Genomic DNA, 18,828 nt, shown 5'->3' on the forward strand with positions numbered 1-18,828 from the left:
ATACAACGATAACAACGAGGAGCACCGACCATGAATGCAGCCGCCACCACCCCTGCTGAACTCACTGAAGTGCAGGGCCGCGATGTGCGCGAATTGCGCAACCTGCTGGGCCAGTTCGCCACCGGCGTGACCGTGATCACCACCCGCACCGCCGACGGGCGCAACGTCGGCATGACCGCCAATTCGTTTTCCTCGGTGTCGCTGGACCCGCCGCTGGTGCTCTGGAGCCTGGCGCGTTCGGCCTTGAGCATGAATGACTTTCTGGGCGCCAGCCACTTCGCCATCAACATCCTCGGTGCCGACCAGCACGAGATATCCGGCCAGTTCGCCAGGCCCGCCACTGACAAGTTCGCCGGCGTGCCCTACGCCCTGGGCAAGGCCGACATGCCGGTACTCGACGACGTAGTCGCGGTGCTGGTGTGCCGTAACGTCACCCAATATGAAGGCGGCGATCATCTGATTTTCATTGGTGAAATCGAGCAATACCGATACAGCGGCGCAGAACCGCTGGTCTTTCACGCTGGCAGGTATCGGGTCGCCTCAGTGCATCCGACGCTGGGTCAGTGAAGCACTGCCTCCATTTTCAGCTGTAACGGGACGCCAATGATGAGCAGAACAACCCTTTCGACCTGTGTAATGGCTGTCGGCCTGGCCAGCGCTCCGCTGGCCGGTGCCTACGACTTGCCGGCCCTCAACCTGGGCCTGACCAGCTTCATGGACGGCGGCCTGCCGGCCGGCGGTGGCTGGTACTTGCAGCAGTACTTCCAGAACTATTCGGCCAACCACCTGCGCGACCAGAACGGCAAGGACCTGGGCCTGCCCAAGCATGCCGTGGACTACCAACTGTGGCTGACCCAACTGAGTTACCTGTCTGATCTGCGCCTGGGCAACGGCAATCTGGGCCTTAACCTGGTGCTGCCAGTGATTACCCGGATGAAGGTCGACGACGGCCTGGACAATCTGGCGCTCAAGGGCCAGAGCGGGGTAGGTGACCTGCTGGTCGGGCCGTTCATTCAGTTCGATCCGATCATGGGCGACAACGGTCCGCGCTTCGTGCACCGCATCGAACTGCAGGTCAACCTGCCCACCGGCGAGTACGACCGCGACCGCGACATCAACCCCGGCAACAATGCCTGGTCGTTCAACCCCTACTGGGCCGCCACTTATTGGTTCACCCCCAAGTGGACCGCCTCGTTGCGGGCGCACTACCTGTACAACGGCAAGAACAGCGACCCGCTGCGTTCGCTGGGGGATATCGACGATGTCCAGGCCGGCCAGGCGCTGCACGCCAACTTCACTACCGAGTATGCGGTCACCGAGCACCTGCGCCTGGGCATCAACGGCTATTGGCTCAAGCAGATCAGCGACAGTCGTTTAGACGGCCACGACGTCTCCGGTCGGCGGGAGAAAGTCTGGGCCATCGGGCCGGGTGTGATGTACAGCTTTTCGCCCCATGACCATTTGTTCGCCAACGCCTATTTCGAGCAGGACGTGGAAAACCGCCCCGAGGGCAGCCGTCTGCAAGTGCGTTACGTGCACCACTTCTGACCGATCGGTCGTTATACCGCTCCCTTGGTTTGCCCGCCTTCGTGGCGGGCTTTTTTGTTCAGGCGAAGTACTGTGAGGAGCACCGTGATGAATACCGAACCCGCAGCAACGGCGCTGATCTGCCGCGTTGATCTTGCCGGCAATATCGTCCAGTGCAGCGATGACTTTGCCCAGGCCCATGGCCGCACGGCGGCGGACTTGCAGGGCCAGCCCTTGAGCCGGCTGCAGCATGCCGACATGCCCGCGCAGGTTGTCGCCAGCTTGTGGACGACGCTACGCCAGACGCGCCCGTGGATGGGCCTGGTGTGTAATCACGATGCGCGAGGTAAAGCGCTGTGGTTCAACCTGTATGTAAAACCGGTTTATGGTGCTGAGGCGGTACAGGCCTATGGCGCGGTATTCCTGCCGGCAACCGCCGCCCAGGCCGAACGTGCCGCCCGGCTCTATGGCCGCTGGCAGGTGGCGGGCAGACCGTTGGGCCTGTGCAGTCGGTTGCTGCGGTTTGCCAGGGCGCAGTGGCCGTTATTGTGTCTCGGCGCCGGGCTGGCACTGGCATTGCCTTGGGTCAACGCAGGCGGGTGGCAGGCGGCGCTGGTGCTGGGCGGCGTGCTCGGCGCGACCGTGATTGATCGCTGGCGCCAGCGGCAGGCGGTCGATGCACTGCTGGCCGCGCACCCCAAGACCTTCGCCCGGCTTGACCTGGCGCACGCCTATGCCGGTGCCGAGCACCTTGATCCGCGGCTGAACATGGCGCTGATCAGCAGTGAGGCAAGGCTGCAGACCGCGCTGTCGCGCATTGGCAGTGGCAGCCACAGCATCGAAGGGCATATGGCTGATCTGGTGGCCTTGATCGCCACCGAAGCCGGGCGTCTGGAGCGTCAGCGCAGTGAGTCGGACCAGTCGGTGGTGGCCCTTACCGAGATGGCCGCGACTATTCAGGAGGTGTCACGCAACCTGCATGACAGTGCCGCCGCGACGGCTGCGGCGGCAACGCTCTCTGCCCAGGGCCAGCAATTGTCGGCTCAGAGCCTGCAGTCGATGCAACACTTGGGCAGCTCAGTGGCGGATATCAGCGCGGCCGCCGGGCAGATGGCTGCGGCCACCGAGGCCATCGGGGCGATGACCGGGATCATCAGTTCGATCGCCGCGCAGACTAACCTGCTGGCGCTCAATGCTGCCATTGAGGCGGCAAGGGCCGGTGACGCCGGGCGCGGTTTCAGTGTGGTCGCCGATGAGGTCCGGCAACTGGCCAGTCGCACCCAGCGGGCCACTGAAGATATCCAGCCGCTGCTGCACAGCTTTCGGCAGAGCACCGAACTCAGCGTCCGTCTGACCCATGAGGGGCAACGGCTGGCCGGGCAGAGCACCGCTGCGGTGGGTTCGGTGAACGACAGCTTCAGCGGTGTCAACCACGCGCTGGAGCAGATCGCGGCGATGAGCGCGCAGATCGCCAGTGCCATAGAGCAGCAGGGCCAGGTGGCCGATGCTCTCAACCAACAGGTGATGAACGTGGCCGAACTGTCACGCCACAGCGCCGCCAAGGCCGTCGACGGTCAGCGGATCAGCCAACAGATCGGCCAACAGCTGCTGGCCCTGCGCAGTCTGGCCGAGCGCTTCGATCGCTGACCGGCTACTGACCCAGGCTGCAGGCGCCAGGGCCGGATTGGTGTCGTTGCGCCTGCCTAGCGAAACTTGCCCGGCGTCAGGCCGACAACCTTGCGAAAGGCCCGATTCATGTGGCTCTGGTCGCAGAACCCGCAGGCCGCTGAGGCCTGCGCCAGACTCAGGCCGGCCCGTAGCAGCGTCTGGACCCGGCCCACGCGCTTCTGGATCTGGTAACTGTGCGGCGATACGCCGGTGTGTTTTTTGAATACCCGAATCAGGTAGAGCGGATCGAGCCCGACCAGCGCAGCCAGATCCGCCAGGCTGATGTCCTGGGCAAAGTCGGCGTCAAGCTTGTGCCGGACCTGGCTGACCGCCCAGGGCTCGGCAGCGTTGGCGGCTGCTTGAACAGGCTGGACGCCGTTGCGTTCGAACAGCTGGCTGAGCAGGTCGAGCAGGGCTGTTTCGCGCTCCAGCGGGTTGTCTGACTGCTCCAGCAGGCGGTGCTGCTGGACGAAATGCCGGGCCAGTGCGGGCGCGTGTTGCATGGCGCTGGTGAACAGGTGAATGGCTTGGCCGGATCCGGCGTCATTCAACAGGTGCCGACTGACCCAGGCGGGGTCCAGATACAGCATCCGGTAGGCCCAGCCGCTATCGTGGCCCGGCAGCCCATCATGGATCTCGCCGGGGCTCAGGGTTACCACGCTACCGGGCCCGCCCAGTGCATAAGCGCCCCGGTAAAACAGCTTTTCCGCACCGCTGCTGATCACCCCGAATGCGTAATAGTCGTGTGAGTGCCGGCCAAAGGCCTGGCGGCTGAAACGGGCCGACAGCAATTCGCAGCCACCCTCGGGGAGGCGTTGGAAATGCATGAAATCCTTCGCGGCGCTCGGTTGCGCCTGAGCGCAGAGGTCATCCATCAACAGTCCAGTTTTGTCCAATACGCCTCAAGGCCAGCGCGATACGCTGGCCCGGCATTGATACGGACTTTTCGGCTTTTGATCAACATGAGGTTTCACATGTCCAGCACCCGCAACCGGGCCATTATCGAACTTGCCCTTGGCGGGCTGATGCTCAGCCTCTCGGCCCTGGCCGTCGCATTCGCCAATATCGGCGCCGGCGGGGCGGGCTTCTACCGCATGCTGATTGCCTCGGTACTGTTTTACATCCTGCTCAAATGGCGGCGCATGCCGGCCCGCCTGGCCAACCCCAGAGCGCGTCTGTATACCGCGCTGGCCGGGGTCTTTCTGGCCATCGACCTGGCCCTGTGGCACGAAAGTATCTACATCGTCGGCCCGGGCATTGGCTCGATCCTGACCAACTGCCAGGTATTTTTCATGACCCTGTTGGGGTTCTTGCTGTTGCGTGAAAAACCGTCGGGGTTGTTTGTGCTGTCGATGCTGCTGGCCTTCACTGGACTGTACCTGTTGTTGCTGCCGGAAATGGCCAGCGCTGCCGGTGTCAAAGGCGTGGTGTACGGCGTGCTCTCGGGCCTTGCCTATGCCGTATGCGTGTATTTCCTGAAAGTCAGCCGGGAGCTGGCCGACGGCGGCGGTGATTCAATCGCGCAGGTGCTCAATCTCAGTCTCTGGGCGGCCCTGGTGCTGTTGGCCTATGCGCTGGTCAACGGTGAAAGCCTGGCAATCGTCGATACCCAGACTCTGGTGATGCTGATCATCTATGGCGTGCTGGTGCAGTTCATCGGTTGGCTGCTGGTCAACCGCTCGATCGGTGCGCTGAGCCTGGGGCTGGCCGGGTTGATCCTGCTGCTGGAACCGGTGATCACCTACTTCATCGACATTACCCTGCTGGGCAAGGCAAGCACGCTGTTGCAGATCAGCGGCGCGCTGCTGACGGTGCTGGCGGTGTACATCGGCTCACTCAAGGCCCCGCAAACCAAACCAGCAGTGCCGGGCGATAACCACCGTGTTGCACCTTCAGGACCTGCGTTGTGACCGCATCGCGCTGAGCGGACGCTGCTGGTCGCGGCCAGGTCGCTGGCGATCAAGCCGATCTGGCCCGTCTTGTGCACTATCTTCGCTATTGAGTGTCTTAATGACACGTTTTGCCGTCTATATCGGCGGTGAGGGCGGGTACGTGCCACGAGGGGGGAGTTCACCATGCTGCGTCTGTGTGCAGTAATGCTGCTGTGTCTGCTCGATGGCCTCGTTGCGGTGCAGGTCAGGGCTGACAGCGACTGGAGTGTGGGCTTTCACGTGCTGACCATCGCTGACCCGCTCGACGAGCAGGCGATGCAGGCCATCGCGTTTTACCCCTCCAGTGCGGACGACCAGGTCAGCCCGGTGCGTGGCTACCAACTTCAGGCCAGCAAGGATGCGCCGGTCGCCATGGGGCGGTTTCCGCTGCTGATGCTGTCGCATGGCAATACCGGCACGCCACTGGCGATGCATGACCTGGCCACAGCGCTGGCGCGCCAGGGCTTTGTGGTGGTCGCGGTGGTGCACCCTGGCGACAACGACCGCGACCATAGCCGCCTGGGCAGCCTGAGCAATCTGTACGGTCGCCCGTTGCAGATTTCTGCGGCGATTACCGCCACCCTCGACGACCCGTTGCTGTCGCCTTATCTGAGCGCCGAGCAGGTTGGGGTGATTGGCTATTCTGCCGGTGGTGAAACCGCGCTGATTCTGGCCGGTGCCCGCCCGGACCCGCAACGCTTGCGCACCTATTGCCTCGAACGCCCGGATGATCAGGATGCCTGCCGCACCCAGGGCTGGCTGGTGGCGGACCGTGACGACCTGCAAGCCGAGGCCGATCCGCGGGTCGGTGCGTTGATGCTGATGGCGCCGTTGAGCCTGATGTTCGGCCGCCAGACCCTCAGCGACGTCCATGTGCCGGTGTTGATGTATGCCGGCGAAGAGGACCGCCTGTTGCCGCTGGACAAGAACGCTGAAGCGCTGGCGCGCAAGCTGCCCACTGCGCCGGATTACAAGCGCCTGGCCGGTGCCGGGCATTTCGTGTTCATGGCGCCGTGCACCGATGAGCAACGCGCGACCACGCCGGTGCTGTGCAACGACCCCGACGGGGTCGATCGCGAGGGTATCCATCGCACCCTGAGTGCCGAGGCCGGGAAGTTCTTCAGCGATGTACTGGGCGCGGCAAACAGTGACAGCTCCGGAATGCAGACCGCACGGCACCAATAATCATCAAATGCCCGTAGGAGCAGCTTTAGCTGCGAATTCGCCGCTTCGCAGCTGAAGCTGCTCCTACGCGGATGTTTCCAATGACCGCAGATAGTCGCCGAACCCGCCTTGGGCACGGGGATCGAGGCGGGCGCTGGTGGTCACTCTGGGGCGGCAGCTCCAGGCGATCCGGGCGCCGCTGAGCTCCAGTTCGCGGACCAGATGCACATCTTCATGGCAGGCCAGCGCGGGAAAGCCACCGGCCCGCTGATAGGCCTGCGCGCTGACTCCCAGATTGGCGCCGTGTACATGACGGTGACCTTCACGGTGCTGATAGCGGCGGTGGTACTCGATCCTGGCGGCTTCACAATAGCCTTCAGACCACTGACCCAGCGTCACCGTGCCGCAGACCGCATCGGCCTGTAACGCCAGTTGCTGGTAAAGCCAGTCCTCGGCGACATTGCTGTCGCCGTCGGTGCAGGCCAGCCAGCGCGAGCCCAGGCCGATCAGTTGCCGCGCACCGGCAGCGCGGGCCTGGCCGACATTACGGGCTTGCAATTCAAGGATCATCACCCCGCGGTCACGGGCGATCTGTGCCGAGCCATCGGTGCAGCTGTCGAGCACCACAATGATGCTCACCGGCTCATGTTCAAGCCCCGGATGGCGAGCCGCTTGCTGGATCGTTGCCAGGCACTGGTCCAGATGCTGCTCTTCATTGTGGACGGGAATCAGCACGCCGATCATGGTCAAACTCCTGTTGGGCAATTGAATCCTGCCGGCGAGCGAACACTTCCAGCACAAAATCCGTTTCGCGGTGCAGGCAAACGCGCTGCAACGGCAGTTGCTCAGCTACCAGGCGGTGGACTTGCTCAGCATCCAGCGGGCAGCCATCGATAACCGGGCGCCAGTGGCAGGCGAGCAAGTGGCCGTTGTCACTGAGCGAGTCGTCCATGCGCTTTATGCAGGTGCGCAAGTCGGCTTCATCAAGGTAGTAACCCACCTCGCTGAACACGATCAGATCGAATTTTTCTGATGGCCAGTCTTGCGGCAGGCGACCGTGCATGACAGTCGCATGCGGGCTGTCCTGCAGGCGCTGACGAGCCAGGGTTACCGCACGGGCCGACGTGTCGCAGGCCAGCAAGCGGTCACAGCGGGTCGCGAGCAGGGCGCTCAACTCGCCATTGGCGCAGCCGGGCTCGAAGATCGACCGGTAGTGCTGGAGCGGCAATGCGGCGAGAGTCAGGGCGCGCTTGCGTTGTTCGTACCAGCGTTGGCGAAATGCCCAAGGGTCGTCATTGCCTTCAAACAGGTGCTCAAAGTAGTCGTCGGTCACGCTCATATGAACACCAGTTCGAAAGGTTGCAGCAGCCGCTGCAAGGCCCAGTCCGGCAGGATGGGCGCAAGTCCCACGGCCGGATCGCCCTGCAGTTGACTGACGAACGCGCCGACAGCATCGCGTTTGCGTTGCAGGGTGGCCGGGTCGAGTAATACCTTGCGGGCCCGCTCCCAGGGCAGGCGCTGATCGTCCGGTTCAGCCCAGTGCCAGGCCCAGATCGGCACTTCAACCAAGCGGGCGCCACTTTGCAGGCAGGCGGCTGCGCAGGCGCGACCCACTGCCTCATGGTCGCCGTGACCGTCGCCACGCCAGGTGCTGAACACCACATCGGTGGTATGCAACCGATCGGTCAAAAACCTCGTCAGGTCGGCTTCTTGCTCGGCCACAGCGGTGTCGCTGATGCCCAGCCGCTGCCAGTCCAGATCGGCGGGCAAGTCCAGGCGAGCCAGGGCCTGGACGCTTTCCTGAGGGCGTTCAACGGCCAGGCGCTGGGCCGACCAGTTGGAGGAGCCGGGATGGCTGGCGGTGCCGTCGGTAACCGAGACCAGCAAAAGGTCACGCTGCAATTGATGCAACTGGCTCAACAGCCCGCCGCAGCCCAGCACCTCGTCATCCGGGTGGGGCGCGACGATCACGGCGCGATGGGCGAAGGGCACCAGCAGGTCGGCACTGATCGCCGCCACGGCGGCCAGTTTCTCCGAGGCTTGCCAGGCGTGCAGCGCAGTGCCACGGCCCTGGGCGTCATCGCTGACCACAAATCCGTCATTCATATCCGCCACCCGCGGTGCGCTCTGGTCTGTACAACCTGTTCACCCAGTGTTGCCAGATCACGTTCAGCATGGCTTTGGCGGATGAATACCGGCAAATCGGCGGCCATCCGGGCAAACCCGGCGTCCTTGCAGTAAGGGCCGGCACCCAGCGCCCGGCCCACATGCTGGATCACGGTCTCGACCGTGTTTTCCACACTGGCCCGGCTACGGCGGGCCAGCAGTTCGTAATTATTGACCGTTCGGTCGTCAAGCTGTTTGGCGGCGTCTTGCAGAACTAGGCTGGCACTGGACAATGCGGCATCTACCGCGCCCAGATGTGCCAACCCGTGGGGCTCGGGGCGCTTGCTCAACTGCGCTGGCAGCGACAACGCCAGCGCACTGGCCGCGCCATACCAACACGCGGCGATGCCAATCGCACCCTGCCAGAAACCGGGGCGTTGCAGATAATCACCCGGCCCGCCAACCGCCCAGCCGCTGGCCTGGTCGAAGCGCACCTCGACACTTGCTGTTGCCGCCATGCCGACCGCATGCCAGCCATCGTCAGTGACCTGCACGCCAGTTTGCGCCAGCGGCACGGCCACCAGTTGCTGGCGACCTTGTTCATCCCAGGCGGTCACCAGTGCATGGCTGAGCACCGCAGCGCCGCTGCACCAGGCTTTCAGGCCGTCGACCCGCAACCCGGCGCCGGCAGCGCTGACCCGCAAGCGGGCCTGCGGTGGTTCGGCCGCCCACATGCCCCAGGTGCTGCCGTTAGGCACCGCAGGGGCATCCAGCTCCTGGATGATTGCAAGCGCGTCGGTATGCCCTTCATACAGCTTGCACAGACCCAGGCTATGGCCCGCCACCTCGGCCAGTGCCTGCCAGCGAGCCAGCGTCTGGCCGCTGGCAGGCAAGGGCAGTTGATCCAGCCCTTGGCTGACCATCGCTCGCAGGCACTCGCCCAGCCCGGCACTGCCGGCTCGGGCGAGTGCCTGCTGGCTGAGCAAACGCTCCAGCGTGTCGATCATTCCTGATCTTCACGCTGCAGGCCGAACAGCAACAGCGACCGCGCGGCGACGCCATACTGCGTACCGAACTCCAGACGTTGTTTGCGCGGTGCATCGTCCTGGCGGGTATCGATCAGGCAGGTGTAGTGGGTGCCTTGCGGGACCTCGGGCAGGGTAAAGTCCACATCTTCGTGATGGGCGTTGACCACCAGCAGCAGGGTGTCGTCGGCGCCAGGGCGGCGGATACCGGTCTCTTGGGCACGACCGTCCATAAGCATGCCCAGGCAGCGACCATGGCGGTCATGCCACTGCTCGATGCTCATCTCACTGCCATCCGGTGCCAGCCAAGTGACGTCCTTGACCCCGATCTCCTCGTTGTAATCACCAACCAGGAACCGGCTACGACGCAGGATCGGATAGCTCTGGCGCAATTTGATCAGGCGCTTGACGAACTTGAGCAAGGCCTCGCCATCACTGTCGAGGTTCCAGTTTACCCAGCCGATTTCGCTGTCCTGGCAATAGGCATTGTTGTTGCCGTGCTGGGTACGGGCGAACTCGTCACCGGCGACCATCATCGGCGTGCCCTGGGCCAGCAGCAGGGTGGCAAAGAAGTTGCGCATCTGGCGCAGACGCAGGGTGTTGATGTCCTGATCGTCAGTCGGGCCTTCCACGCCATGGTTCCAGGACAGGTTGTTGTTGCTGCCGTCCTGATTGTTTTCGTCGTTGGCTTCGTTGTGTTTGTCGTTGTACGACACCAGGTCGTGCAAAGTGAAACCATCGTGGGCAGTGATAAAGTTTACCGACGCCTGTGGCCGCCGACCGCGCTGGTTGAACATGTTGCCCGATGCGGTCAGGCGTGCGGCGAAGTCTGCCAACTGGCCTTCATCGCCTTTCCAGAAGGCCCGTACCGTGTCGCGGAACTTGTCGTTCCATTCCATCCAGCCCGGCGGGAAACCACCGACCTGATAGCCGCCCGGCCCGCAGTCCCAAGGCTCGGCGATCAGTTTGACCTGGCGCAGCACCGGGTCCTGGCGGCAGGCGACCAGGAAGCTGTGACGCTCGTCGAAACCGTCGTGGTAACGGCCCAGAATGGTTGCCAGATCGAAGCGGAAGCCGTCGACATGCATGTCCGACGCCCAATAGCGCAGCGAGTCGGTAACCATTTGCAGCACGCAAGGGTGGCTGAGATCCAGGGTGTTACCGGTGCCGGAGTCGTTGATGTAGAAGCGCTTGTCGTCCGGCATCAGACGGTAGTACGAAGCGTTGTCGATGCCGCGCATCGACAGGGTCGGGCCAAGTTCGTTGCCTTCGGCGGTGTGGTTGTAGACCACGTCAAGAATCACTTCCAGGCCGGCTTTGTGATAGTGGGCGACCATTTCCTTGAACTCGGCAATCTTGCCGTGGGCCAGGTAGCGCGGGTCCGGGGCGAAAAAGGCGATGCTGTTGTAGCCCCAGTAGTTGGTCATGCCTTTTTGCAGCAGGTGCTGGTCGTTGACGAACGCATGGATGGGCAGCAACTCCACGGAGGTCACGCCCAGCTTGCGCACGTGATCGATGACCTCCGGGACCTTGAGGCCCAGGAAGGTGCCCTTGAGGTCGTCCGGGACCGCCGGGTGCAGTTTGGTGTAGCCGCGCACGTGGGTCTCATAGAGGATGGTCTTGTCCCACGGGGTGCTGACCCGCTGGTCGCGGCCCCAGGTGTAGGCCGGGTCGATGACCTTGCTCTTGGGCACGAACGGCGCGCTGTCGCGCTCGTCGAAGCTCAGGTCGCCATCGGGATGGCCGATGGTGTAGCCAAACAGTGATTCAGACCATTTCAGTTCGCCGACCAATTGCTTGGCGTAGGGGTCGATCAGCAGCTTGTTGTGGTTGAAACGATGACCGTTGCCTGGGTCATAAGGACCGTAGACCCGATAGCCATAGACCAGCCCGGGGTGCGCGTCGGGCAGGTAGCCGTGGTAGATCTCGTCGGTGTACTCGGGCAGTTCGATGCGTTCGAGTTCGACCTCGCCGCTGGAGTCGAACAGGCACAGCTCGACCTTGGTGGCGTTGGCCGAGAACAGGGCAAAGTTGACCCCCAGGCCGTCCCAGTTGGCGCCCAGAGGGAAGGGCAGGCCTTCGCGGATGCGTGGGCCCAGTGGTTTGTACTCGCTGCTGTCAGGGGCGGATTTATTCGACGACGTGCTCATGGTTGTTTCCTGAAAACGTTGATTTGCGGGCGATCAGTGCCGCTACCGCAACCAGAAGCTGCGATACGCGTGAAAATGTCGGGGTTATCGGGTGTAGCCGAGGCTGCGCAGGCGTCGAGCAACCGTGGTGGTGCTCGACGCTGCGCGCCATGGGCTTATGAAGCGGCCGGCTTGCGCGGCTTTTTCACGGCGGCGGGCTTGCTGGCAGGCTCGCTTTGCGGCGTCGCCGTAGTAGCGGCGGGTGCTGGCTTGGGTGCTGGTTTGGCTGCGGGCTTGGCAGCAGCGGGTTTGCCAGCCTTGGGCGCAGGTTTAGCAGCCGGCTTGCTCGCTGGCGTTGCTTTGCCCGACGCTTTGCCGGCCGGCTTGGCATCTGCCTTGGCATCCAGAGCACCGTCGATTTTGGGCAACCTCGGTTTGCTGGCACTGCGTGCAGCGGTTTTGTCAGGCGCCAAGGCTTCGGCTTCGGCCAGCTTGCGAGCCATTTCCCAATGGCGCTGGTCATTGCCGTTGGGCCGGCCCTCGGACTCCCAGATCTGATAGGCAAACTCGCGGATTCTTTTTTCGTCGGCACTCATTCTTCGACACTCCCGGCTTTTACTAATTTTGAACAAACAAATTTACGGAAAATTCCTTGAGCGCTGTACTGACTGGCAGTTGCTTGCCATCCAGTGTCAGGCTTTCGCCAAACAGGCCTTGCCAGGTCTGACCGGGCTCGGCAAACGGCAGGGTGATCCGCGTGTCGCTCCAATCACCGGCTTGTATGAATGGAGTTGGTGCGGTCCCCAATAGTTCAGAGAAGATGCGCGGCACGACGACAATCGCACGCACCCCGTCCAGTTCGCGAACAAAAGCCACCACCCGATCCGCCTGCTGGCCACTGACCGGCAAGGCTTGATAAGTCCCTCTGGCAAACAGTGCCGAGTGCTGGCGGCGAACCTCCAGCACCCTGGCGATCAGTGCCTGTTTGAGGCGACCGTCACGCCAGTTGAGCAGCAAATCACTGATGCCAGGCTGCTGCGTCAATGCCCGGCTTCGTGCAGCGTAGTCCACCGGACGACGGTTGTCGGGGTCGACCAGGCTGAAGTCCCAGAACTCGGCGCCCTGATACAAATCAGGCACACCTGGAACGCTCAGGCGCAGCAGCACTTGGGCAAGGCTGTTCAGCGCGCCGGCGGGGGCGATGCGCAGGGCAGTGGCACCCAGCGACTGGCGCAGCGGCTGCGCCTCGTCAGCCAGTAGCAGGCGTTCGAGGAAGCTCCGGCAGGCACTCTCATACGCCTGGTTGGGCGCGGCCCAGCTGCTTTGCAGTTTGGCTTCGCGCAGGGCTTTTTCCTGCCAGCGTTTCAGCCGTTCAAGGTACTGAGCGGTTGCCTCTTCGCCTTCCAGATCCAGCGGCCAACTGCCGAGCAGTGCCTGATAGAGCATCAACTCGTCGCCGCCACTGATCACGCTCTCGCCGTCCTTGAGCGGCTGCGCCAGTTGCCGCCAGCGCTCTACCTGTTCGGCGTACCAGCCGGAACACTCGCTCAGGACCGCCAGACGGGTCCGGCTGTCTTCACCGCGTTTGTGGTCGTGGGTGGCCGTGGCCAGCAGGTTGTCGGGGAAGAATTGGTGACGTTGCTGGCAGGCCTGGTGGAAGTCTTGCGGCGGCGCGCTGAAATGGCCCGGATGAAAGCCCACATCATTGCGCGACAGCAGCACTGCCGAGCGATAGAACGAGGTGTCCTCGACAGACTTGGCGGCCACCGGTGAGGTCAACTGCTGAAAGCGTACACAGGCATTGCGGTACAGCTTGCGCAGCTTGCCACGCGGTAGTGAACGCCACGCGGTGCCGCCCAGCCAGCGTTGCAGCCAGTCAAGCACCGGCCAGTCAGCTTCGTTCAGGCTGCTGCGTGCGCCTTGCATCGCTTGCTCGAAGAAGCGCTCGTCTTCAGCACTGCGCCCGCAAACGCTGATGTAGGTGCGGTACACCGGAAAGTGGCAGATGAGCGCCAGCAGCGCGCGGCGGATCGCGCCCAGGGTCAGGTCACGGCTCATCAGGTCGCTGCGGGCCAGTTGCAGCAGGCCTTGGGCGAGATTTTCAAAGTCGCCGGCCAGGCTGCCGTGCAGCACCAGGTCACGGGCTTGGCGCTCTTCGTCGGCAAATACCGCGCTACGTTCGCTGATCCGGCTCCAGAGCTCGGCCAGCGGCTGCGCGCCGGCAGGATCATGTTGCAGCAGTGACACCTGGTTCATGAACTCATAGCCGGTGGTGCCGTCGACGCTCCAGTCATGGCGCAGTTGCTCATCGGCCCCCAGGATCTTCTCGACAAAGATCGGCAGGTGTTCAAGGGGCGCATGGGCGGGCCGCTGCGCCAACAAGCCCTGTACCCGGCGGTGCAGCTTGCGGCAGTAGCCGCGTGGGTCGGCCAGGCCGTCGACGTGGTCGATACGCAGGCCGTCTACCAGCCCCTCGGCAATCAACTGGAAAATCTTGCCATGGGTGGCTTCGAACACCGCCGGGCGCTCAACACGCAGGCCGCCCAGTTCATTGATGTCGAAGAAGCGCCGCCAGTTGATGTCGTCACCGGCGGTGCGCCAACTGGCCAACCGGTAGTGCTGGTCTTCAAGCAGCGCGTGCAAACGCGCAAAACCATCAGGCTGAGTCGAGTCGAAGGCTTTCAGCGCCTTGTGGATGGTTTTGAGCAGGGACTGATCAGCCACCAGCTCAACCAGTTGCGCACGCAGTTGCCGGGCACGCTCGTAAGCCTGAGGGTACTGCGCAAGTTTGGCGAAGCGCTCGCTGAGTTCTTCCAGGCGCGGATCCTGGGCATGCTGCAAAATCGCGTCATAGCTGGTCGGGCAGATCGGGAAGTGGTGCTGGTAATGCTCGATATAGAAGCGCCCATCAGTTTCATCGAAGCGCAGTGGAATTTCCCCACCTTGCAGCGCTGGGCCGTAGTCATTGCCCAGAAATGGCAGCAACAGCTGGCCCTTGAGCAGCGGATCTGGCGAATGCCACTGGATATCGAAAAAAATCGCGTACGGGCTGCCGCGCCCCCATTCCAGCAGGTCCAGCCACCAGGGATTGTCGGCGCCGCCGACAGCCATGTGGTTGGAAACGATGTCGAGGATCAGGCCCATCTGGTGTTCACGTAACGTGGCAACCAGTCGCCGCAAGGCCGGTTCACCGCCCAGCTCGGGGTTGATGACAGTCGGGTCGACCACATCGTAACCGTGCATCGAGCCTGCCCGGGCCTTGAGCAGCGGTGATGCGTAGATATGGCTGATGCCCAGGCGGGCGAAATAGGGCACCAGGGCAATCGCGTCATCAAGGGTGAAATCTTTGTGGAACTGCAAGCGTTGGGTAGCACGCAGGGGAATCGGGTGGTTCATCGGTCACGCTCCGCAGCTTGCTGACGCGCCTGGGATAACAGTTCAAGGCGGCGTGCAGCGTCTTGCTGGTCCAGCAATTGATTACTGAGCGGCTCCAGCCGACGTCGCCAGTTGGGGTGGCTGTCGATGGTGCCAGGCAGGTTGGCCTGTTCGAGCACGCCCAGCGCGTCTTCCACAGGAAGCAGTACCAGTGGTGCGCGGGTATGGCCCAGGTAACGGATACTGGCGTCGATAATCAGGCCGCTGTCGTCAGTGTCTGGCGCAAAATTGTGATTGTTCTGGCTCAAGGCTTGGCGCAGACCGTCGTATTCGCGGCCACGCTCCTCGCGCCAGTGATGTTCTGCCTGCTCATCGACATGGCCCACGCGGCTGTGCCATTCGATATCCAGCTCGTTGATCCAGCCGGCCAGGGTCGGCAGGTCATGAGTGCTGGTGGTGGCCAGCGCGTCTGGCGACCAATCGAGAATTGGCTTGAATTGGCCGTTGTGCTGTTCGAACAACAGCACCCGCATGCCCAGAATGGCCCGCGCTGACAGCTTGTCGGACAGCCCCTCAGGGACAGTACCCAAGTCTTCACCGAGCACGATTGCCTGGTGCCGTACCGACTCCAGGCACAGCAGGCGCAGCAGGTCGTCTAGCGGGAAGTTGAGGTACGCACCTTCTTTGGGCGAGGCGCCGAGCGGGATGACCCACAGGCGTTGCAAGCCCATCACGTGGTCGATGCGCAGGCCGCCTGCGTGGGCAAAGTTGGCACGCAGCATTTCGATAAAGGCCCGAAAACCGTTGCGCTTGAGGCCCTCCGGCGAGAAGGCAGAAATGCCCCAGCTCTGGCCGGCACGGTTGAGAATGTCGGGTGGTGCGCCCACGGTCAGCGCCGACAGCAGTTCATCCTGACGGCTCCAGGCCTGGCTGCCCGCGCCATCGGCGCCGACCGCCAGGTCGGCAATCAGGCCGATGCGCATGCCTGCGCTTTTGGCCGCGACCTGGGCACGCTCCAGACCCCTTGCCACCAGCCACTGGGTGAACGCATGAAAGCTGATGTCATGGGCGTGGGCCGCGGCAAACAAGGCCACTGCCTGGCTGCGCGGCTGCTTGAAATCTTCTGGCCACTCGTGCCAGTTGGCGCTGATGCCCAGTTGCGCGGATGCTTCGCGGATCGCCTCGAAGCGGCAGTGATTCTCCAGCGCTTCACCGCCGGCATGGCGAAAACTGTTGAAGTCTTCCTGCAGCGGATGATCACCGGCACTGAAGCCTTCAAAGAGCTTGCGCAGCACCTGCCACTTGGCCTTCGCCGCCGCTGGCCAGTCGATCAGCGTGAGTTGCTCAAGCTGCTCCAGGGTTTCACGCTGGCCGCTGTCTTCAATGGCTTGGCGCCAGGCGCGCTCGCCCAACAGCAAGGCGGGAGAGGCATACAGGCTGTTGAAAAACAGCCGGCTGGACGGCGAGTAGGGGCTATAACGCTGCGGGTCATCGGCAAACATGGCGTGCAGCGGGCTGATCGCCAGCGCATCGGCGCCACGTTCGCCGGCGGTGCGGGCCAGGCCTTCCAGTGCCTGGGTGTCACCAAAACCGCCATCACCCTCGCGGCGCAGGCTGTACACCTGAGTGGTCAGCCCCCAAGCGCGCGGCACCTCATTCTGGCAGGCCATGGCCATGCTGTAGCAGGTCAACGGCGCAACCGCGATCGTCAGCTGTTGGCCGACGATATCGAGCTGCTGATAGCCCACCGGGGTAATGGCCGGCAGGTTGGCATCCGCATCCAGGCAGGACTGGATCGAGGTACCATCTTCCAGATGCAGGGTAAAAGGGGTCTCGGGCTCGAACCAGGCCGAGAGGTCCAGCGGCCTGTCGACATCAACCGTCAATAACGGCGGTGCCTGACGACCATGGTGTTCGGTCTGCACCCGCAGCAGGCTGGCATCAATGGCCTCGCGGCTATGCGCCGGGTAACCAAGGGCGTCGAGTACCTTGCGCAACACCTCGGGGCTGACGGTCTGTGGCCTGGCATTGGCGTCGACCCAATGCACCGACAGGCCGACTTCGGTTGCCAATTTTTCCAGTTGCTCATTGCTCATCCTGAATCTCCGCAACGTCATGGGCTGACAGGCTGACAATGGCTGTCCAGGGTTCGAGGCTGCCGTTATGCCAAGGTTCGATCGACGTTGGGGTGCTGGCGAAAATCAGCTCGGCAGGGCTGGCCGGTGGCAGCTCGACCGGCTGTTCAGCAAGGTTCAGGTCGATGCGCAGGATCTGACCGTCTGCCATTTTCCAGCGTGCACTGACCACCCCGTCGGCCAGCACTTCAGCGCCCAGAGCAAAGGCACCGGGCAGACGTGGCACGATCTCGCGGTGGCGGGTTTCCAGCAGTTGTTGATAGAAAGCCAGCCATTGGCGGTGTTCCAGCCCTTGCTCGGTGTCCAGCTCCAGGGCCGCCAGAGCCGGTCTGGAGGCCTCGAAGGTCTGCGCGTCGTTCGGGTCCGGAATCCGTTCGCGATGATGCGGGTCGGCAAACGCGGCAAAGTCAGCAAACTCGTTGCGTCGGCCTTCACGCACCGCATCGGCCAGCTCGCCATGATGGCTGGTGAAAAACAGGAACGGCTCGCGCGCGGCCCACTCATCCCCCATGAACAGCAGCGGAATCATCGGCGACAGCAACAACAGCACGGTGGCGGCGCGCAGCGCCGGGGCAGGGGCCAGGCGTGGCAGGCGCTCACCCAGGGCGCGGTTGCCGATCTGATCGTGGTTCTGCAAGAACAGCACGAAGGCGCTGGGCGGCAGGTGCGCGCTGGCTTCGCCGCGCGCGGCACCGTGCCGGTTGGTCTGGCCCTGATAGACAAAGCCCTCACTGAGCAGGCGTGCCAGTTTGTGGGTCGGCTGTTCGGCGAAATCCTGATAGTAGGCATCGGTCTCGCCGGTCAGCAGCACATGCAGGGTATTGTGCCCGTCGTCGTTCCATTGTGCATCAAAGCCCTGTTCAAGCAGGCTGGCCTGGTTGAACTCGTTTTCCAGATTCAGCCAGACATGCCGGCCCGGTTCGATACCGGCGCGCACCTGGCGAGCGAAGTCTTGAAGAAAGTCCGGGTCGTTGATGGCATGCACTGCATCCATGCGCAGGCCGTCGAAGCGGTACTCGTTAAGCCACATCAGTGCATTGTCGATGAAAAAGCTGCGCACCTCGGGACGACGAAAATCGATGGCCGCGCCCCACGGTGTGTGCACGTCCTCGCGGAAGAATGCTTTGGCGTATTGCCCCAGGTAATTACCGTCCGGGCCAAAGTGGTTGTACACCACGTCAAGGATGACCATCAGGCCGTAGCCGTGGGCGGCATCGATCAGCCGTTTGAGCTGTTCGGGCGTGCCGTAGGAGGCCTGCGGGGCATACGGCAGCACGCCGTCGTAGCCCCAGTTGCGATCACCGGGGAACTGCGCCAGCGGCATCAGTTCAATGGCGGTCACTCCCAGCTCTACCAGGCGTGGCAGGTGTTTTTCGACGCCGGCATAGCCACCGAGTGCACCCACGTGCAGTTCATAGATGACCGCCTCGTGCCACGGGCGGCCTTGCCAGCCGGCGTGTTGCCAATGATAGGCAGCCGGGTCGACGACCCGGCTGGAGGTGTGCACGTCACCGTTCTGGGCGCGCGATGCCGGGTCGGGCACCTGCAGTTGATTGTCGATCAGGTAGTGGTAACCGGTGCCGGCAGGACAGGCCGTCTCCAGTACGAACCAGCCATCGCCCTGCGCCGGCATTGCCAGCGCCTGAGCGTTGTCCAGCAGCAGGGAAACGTTTTGTGCATCCGGTGCCCAGAGGGCGAATCGTGTGTGTTGCCGGTCCTGCATAACGGCGCCGTGGCGCCAGGCAGGTTCTGTACGCAAAGGCATCCG

The 18,828-nt window shown here is 63.2% G+C and carries 15 protein-coding genes; 5 read left to right on the plus strand and 10 right to left on the minus strand.

The features are described from left to right. Positions 1-30 precede the first annotated feature (30 nt). The 3 genes from NJC40_RS19830 (at position 31) to NJC40_RS19840 (ending at position 3,174) form a co-directional block, all read left to right on the plus strand. Positions 31-567, plus strand: a complete 537-nt coding sequence (locus tag NJC40_RS19830; protein ID WP_253140859.1) for a flavin reductase family protein — start codon at positions 31-33, stop codon at positions 565-567. Between the two features lie 39 nt (positions 568-606). Beyond that, entirely contained in the window at positions 607-1,548 is a 942-nt protein-coding gene (locus tag NJC40_RS19835) for a SphA family protein (RefSeq protein WP_253140858.1), read from the plus strand. 87 nt (positions 1,549-1,635) lie between these two features. Next, a complete protein-coding gene (locus NJC40_RS19840) occupies positions 1,636-3,174 on the plus strand; it encodes a methyl-accepting chemotaxis protein (RefSeq protein WP_253140857.1) in 1,539 nt (512 codons plus the stop codon). Between the two features lie 56 nt (positions 3,175-3,230). On the opposite strand, the gene NJC40_RS19845 is transcribed toward NJC40_RS19840, so the two are convergent. Continuing rightward, entirely contained in the window at positions 3,231-4,070 is an 840-nt protein-coding gene (locus tag NJC40_RS19845) for a helix-turn-helix domain-containing protein (RefSeq protein WP_492180401.1), read from the minus strand. Between the two features lie 99 nt (positions 4,071-4,169). Here NJC40_RS19845 and NJC40_RS19850 point away from each other — a divergent pair, with 99 nt between their 5' ends. Together NJC40_RS19850 and NJC40_RS19855 are read left to right on the plus strand one after the other, a co-directional pair. Beyond that, the gene (locus NJC40_RS19850) at positions 4,170-5,105 is read left to right on the plus strand and encodes a DMT family transporter (RefSeq protein WP_253140855.1); all 936 of its coding nucleotides are present in this window, start codon (positions 4,170-4,172) and stop codon (positions 5,103-5,105) included. Between the two features lie 165 nt (positions 5,106-5,270). Then, positions 5,271-6,311, plus strand: a complete 1,041-nt coding sequence (locus NJC40_RS19855) for an alpha/beta hydrolase family protein (RefSeq protein ID WP_253140854.1) — start codon at positions 5,271-5,273, stop codon at positions 6,309-6,311. A 63-nt stretch (positions 6,312-6,374) separates the two neighbouring features. Here NJC40_RS19855 and NJC40_RS19860 read toward each other — a convergent pair whose 3' ends face one another. The 9 genes from NJC40_RS19860 to treZ form a co-directional block, all read right to left on the minus strand. After that, entirely contained in the window at positions 6,375-7,034 is a 660-nt protein-coding gene (locus tag NJC40_RS19860) for a glycosyltransferase family 2 protein (protein WP_045491020.1), read from the minus strand. Then, positions 7,003-7,629, minus strand: a complete 627-nt coding sequence (locus tag NJC40_RS19865) for a class I SAM-dependent DNA methyltransferase (RefSeq protein ID WP_253140853.1) — start codon at positions 7,627-7,629, stop codon at positions 7,003-7,005. Before NJC40_RS19865 ends, NJC40_RS19860 begins: the two co-directional genes overlap by 32 nt. Next, positions 7,626-8,396 (minus strand): PIG-L deacetylase family protein, encoded by a 771-nt coding sequence (locus NJC40_RS19870; protein WP_253140852.1) that lies wholly within the window; start codon positions 8,394-8,396, stop codon positions 7,626-7,628. Before NJC40_RS19870 ends, NJC40_RS19865 begins: the two co-directional genes overlap by 4 nt. Then, the gene (locus tag NJC40_RS19875; RefSeq protein ID WP_253140851.1) at positions 8,393-9,403 is read right to left on the minus strand and encodes an acyl-CoA dehydrogenase family protein; all 1,011 of its coding nucleotides are present in this window, start codon (positions 9,401-9,403) and stop codon (positions 8,393-8,395) included. Before NJC40_RS19875 ends, NJC40_RS19870 begins: the two co-directional genes overlap by 4 nt. Then, positions 9,400-11,571 (minus strand): glycogen debranching protein GlgX, encoded by a 2,172-nt coding sequence (gene glgX, locus NJC40_RS19880; RefSeq protein WP_045491030.1) that lies wholly within the window; start codon positions 11,569-11,571, stop codon positions 9,400-9,402. The genes NJC40_RS19875 and glgX overlap by 4 nt, the downstream gene beginning before the upstream one ends. Before the next feature lie 155 nt (positions 11,572-11,726). Continuing rightward, on the minus strand, positions 11,727-12,146 hold the full coding sequence (locus tag NJC40_RS19885) for a DUF2934 domain-containing protein (protein ID WP_253140849.1): 420 nt from the start codon (positions 12,144-12,146) through the stop codon (positions 11,727-11,729). 22 nt (positions 12,147-12,168) lie between these two features. Continuing rightward, the gene (locus tag NJC40_RS19890; protein WP_253140847.1) at positions 12,169-14,946 is read right to left on the minus strand and encodes a malto-oligosyltrehalose synthase; all 2,778 of its coding nucleotides are present in this window, start codon (positions 14,944-14,946) and stop codon (positions 12,169-12,171) included. Further along, the gene (malQ, locus tag NJC40_RS19895; protein WP_045491039.1) at positions 14,943-17,021 is read right to left on the minus strand and encodes a 4-alpha-glucanotransferase; all 2,079 of its coding nucleotides are present in this window, start codon (positions 17,019-17,021) and stop codon (positions 14,943-14,945) included. The genes NJC40_RS19890 and malQ overlap by 4 nt, the downstream gene beginning before the upstream one ends. Then, the gene (gene treZ, locus NJC40_RS19900; protein ID WP_253140845.1) at positions 17,011-18,825 is read right to left on the minus strand and encodes a malto-oligosyltrehalose trehalohydrolase; all 1,815 of its coding nucleotides are present in this window, start codon (positions 18,823-18,825) and stop codon (positions 17,011-17,013) included. The genes malQ and treZ overlap by 11 nt, the downstream gene beginning before the upstream one ends. Positions 18,826-18,828 lie beyond the last annotated feature (3 nt).

The organism is Pseudomonas sp. 21LCFQ02 (assembly GCF_024129895.2).
Taxonomy (GTDB): Bacteria; Pseudomonadota; Gammaproteobacteria; order Pseudomonadales; family Pseudomonadaceae; genus Aquipseudomonas.

Excerpts from the sequence above, each read along its gene's own strand:
- NJC40_RS19830 (WP_253140859.1), top strand. The coding sequence starts at position 31 with ATGAATGCAGCCGCCACCACCCCTGCTGAACTCACTGAAGTGCAGGGC.
- NJC40_RS19835 (WP_253140858.1), top strand. The coding sequence starts at position 607 with ATGAGCAGAACAACCCTTTCGACCTGTGTAATGGCTGTCGGCCTGGCC.
- NJC40_RS19840 (WP_253140857.1), top strand. The coding sequence starts at position 1,636 with ATGAATACCGAACCCGCAGCAACGGCGCTGATCTGCCGCGTTGATCTT.
- NJC40_RS19845 (WP_492180401.1), bottom strand. The coding sequence starts at position 4,070 with ATGGATGACCTCTGCGCTCAGGCGCAACCGAGCGCCGCGAAGGATTTC.
- NJC40_RS19850 (WP_253140855.1), top strand. The coding sequence starts at position 4,170 with ATGTCCAGCACCCGCAACCGGGCCATTATCGAACTTGCCCTTGGCGGG.
- NJC40_RS19855 (WP_253140854.1), top strand. The coding sequence starts at position 5,271 with ATGCTGCGTCTGTGTGCAGTAATGCTGCTGTGTCTGCTCGATGGCCTC.
- NJC40_RS19860 (WP_045491020.1), bottom strand. The coding sequence starts at position 7,034 with ATGATCGGCGTGCTGATTCCCGTCCACAATGAAGAGCAGCATCTGGAC.
- NJC40_RS19865 (WP_253140853.1), bottom strand. The coding sequence starts at position 7,629 with ATGAGCGTGACCGACGACTACTTTGAGCACCTGTTTGAAGGCAATGAC.
- NJC40_RS19870 (WP_253140852.1), bottom strand. The coding sequence starts at position 8,396 with ATGAATGACGGATTTGTGGTCAGCGATGACGCCCAGGGCCGTGGCACT.
- NJC40_RS19875 (WP_253140851.1), bottom strand. The coding sequence starts at position 9,403 with ATGATCGACACGCTGGAGCGTTTGCTCAGCCAGCAGGCACTCGCCCGA.
- glgX (WP_045491030.1), bottom strand. The coding sequence starts at position 11,571 with ATGAGCACGTCGTCGAATAAATCCGCCCCTGACAGCAGCGAGTACAAA.
- NJC40_RS19885 (WP_253140849.1), bottom strand. The coding sequence starts at position 12,146 with ATGAGTGCCGACGAAAAAAGAATCCGCGAGTTTGCCTATCAGATCTGG.
- NJC40_RS19890 (WP_253140847.1), bottom strand. The coding sequence starts at position 14,946 with ATGAACCACCCGATTCCCCTGCGTGCTACCCAACGCTTGCAGTTCCAC.
- malQ (WP_045491039.1), bottom strand. The coding sequence starts at position 17,021 with ATGAGCAATGAGCAACTGGAAAAATTGGCAACCGAAGTCGGCCTGTCG.
- treZ (WP_253140845.1), bottom strand. The coding sequence starts at position 18,825 with ATGCCTTTGCGTACAGAACCTGCCTGGCGCCACGGCGCCGTTATGCAG.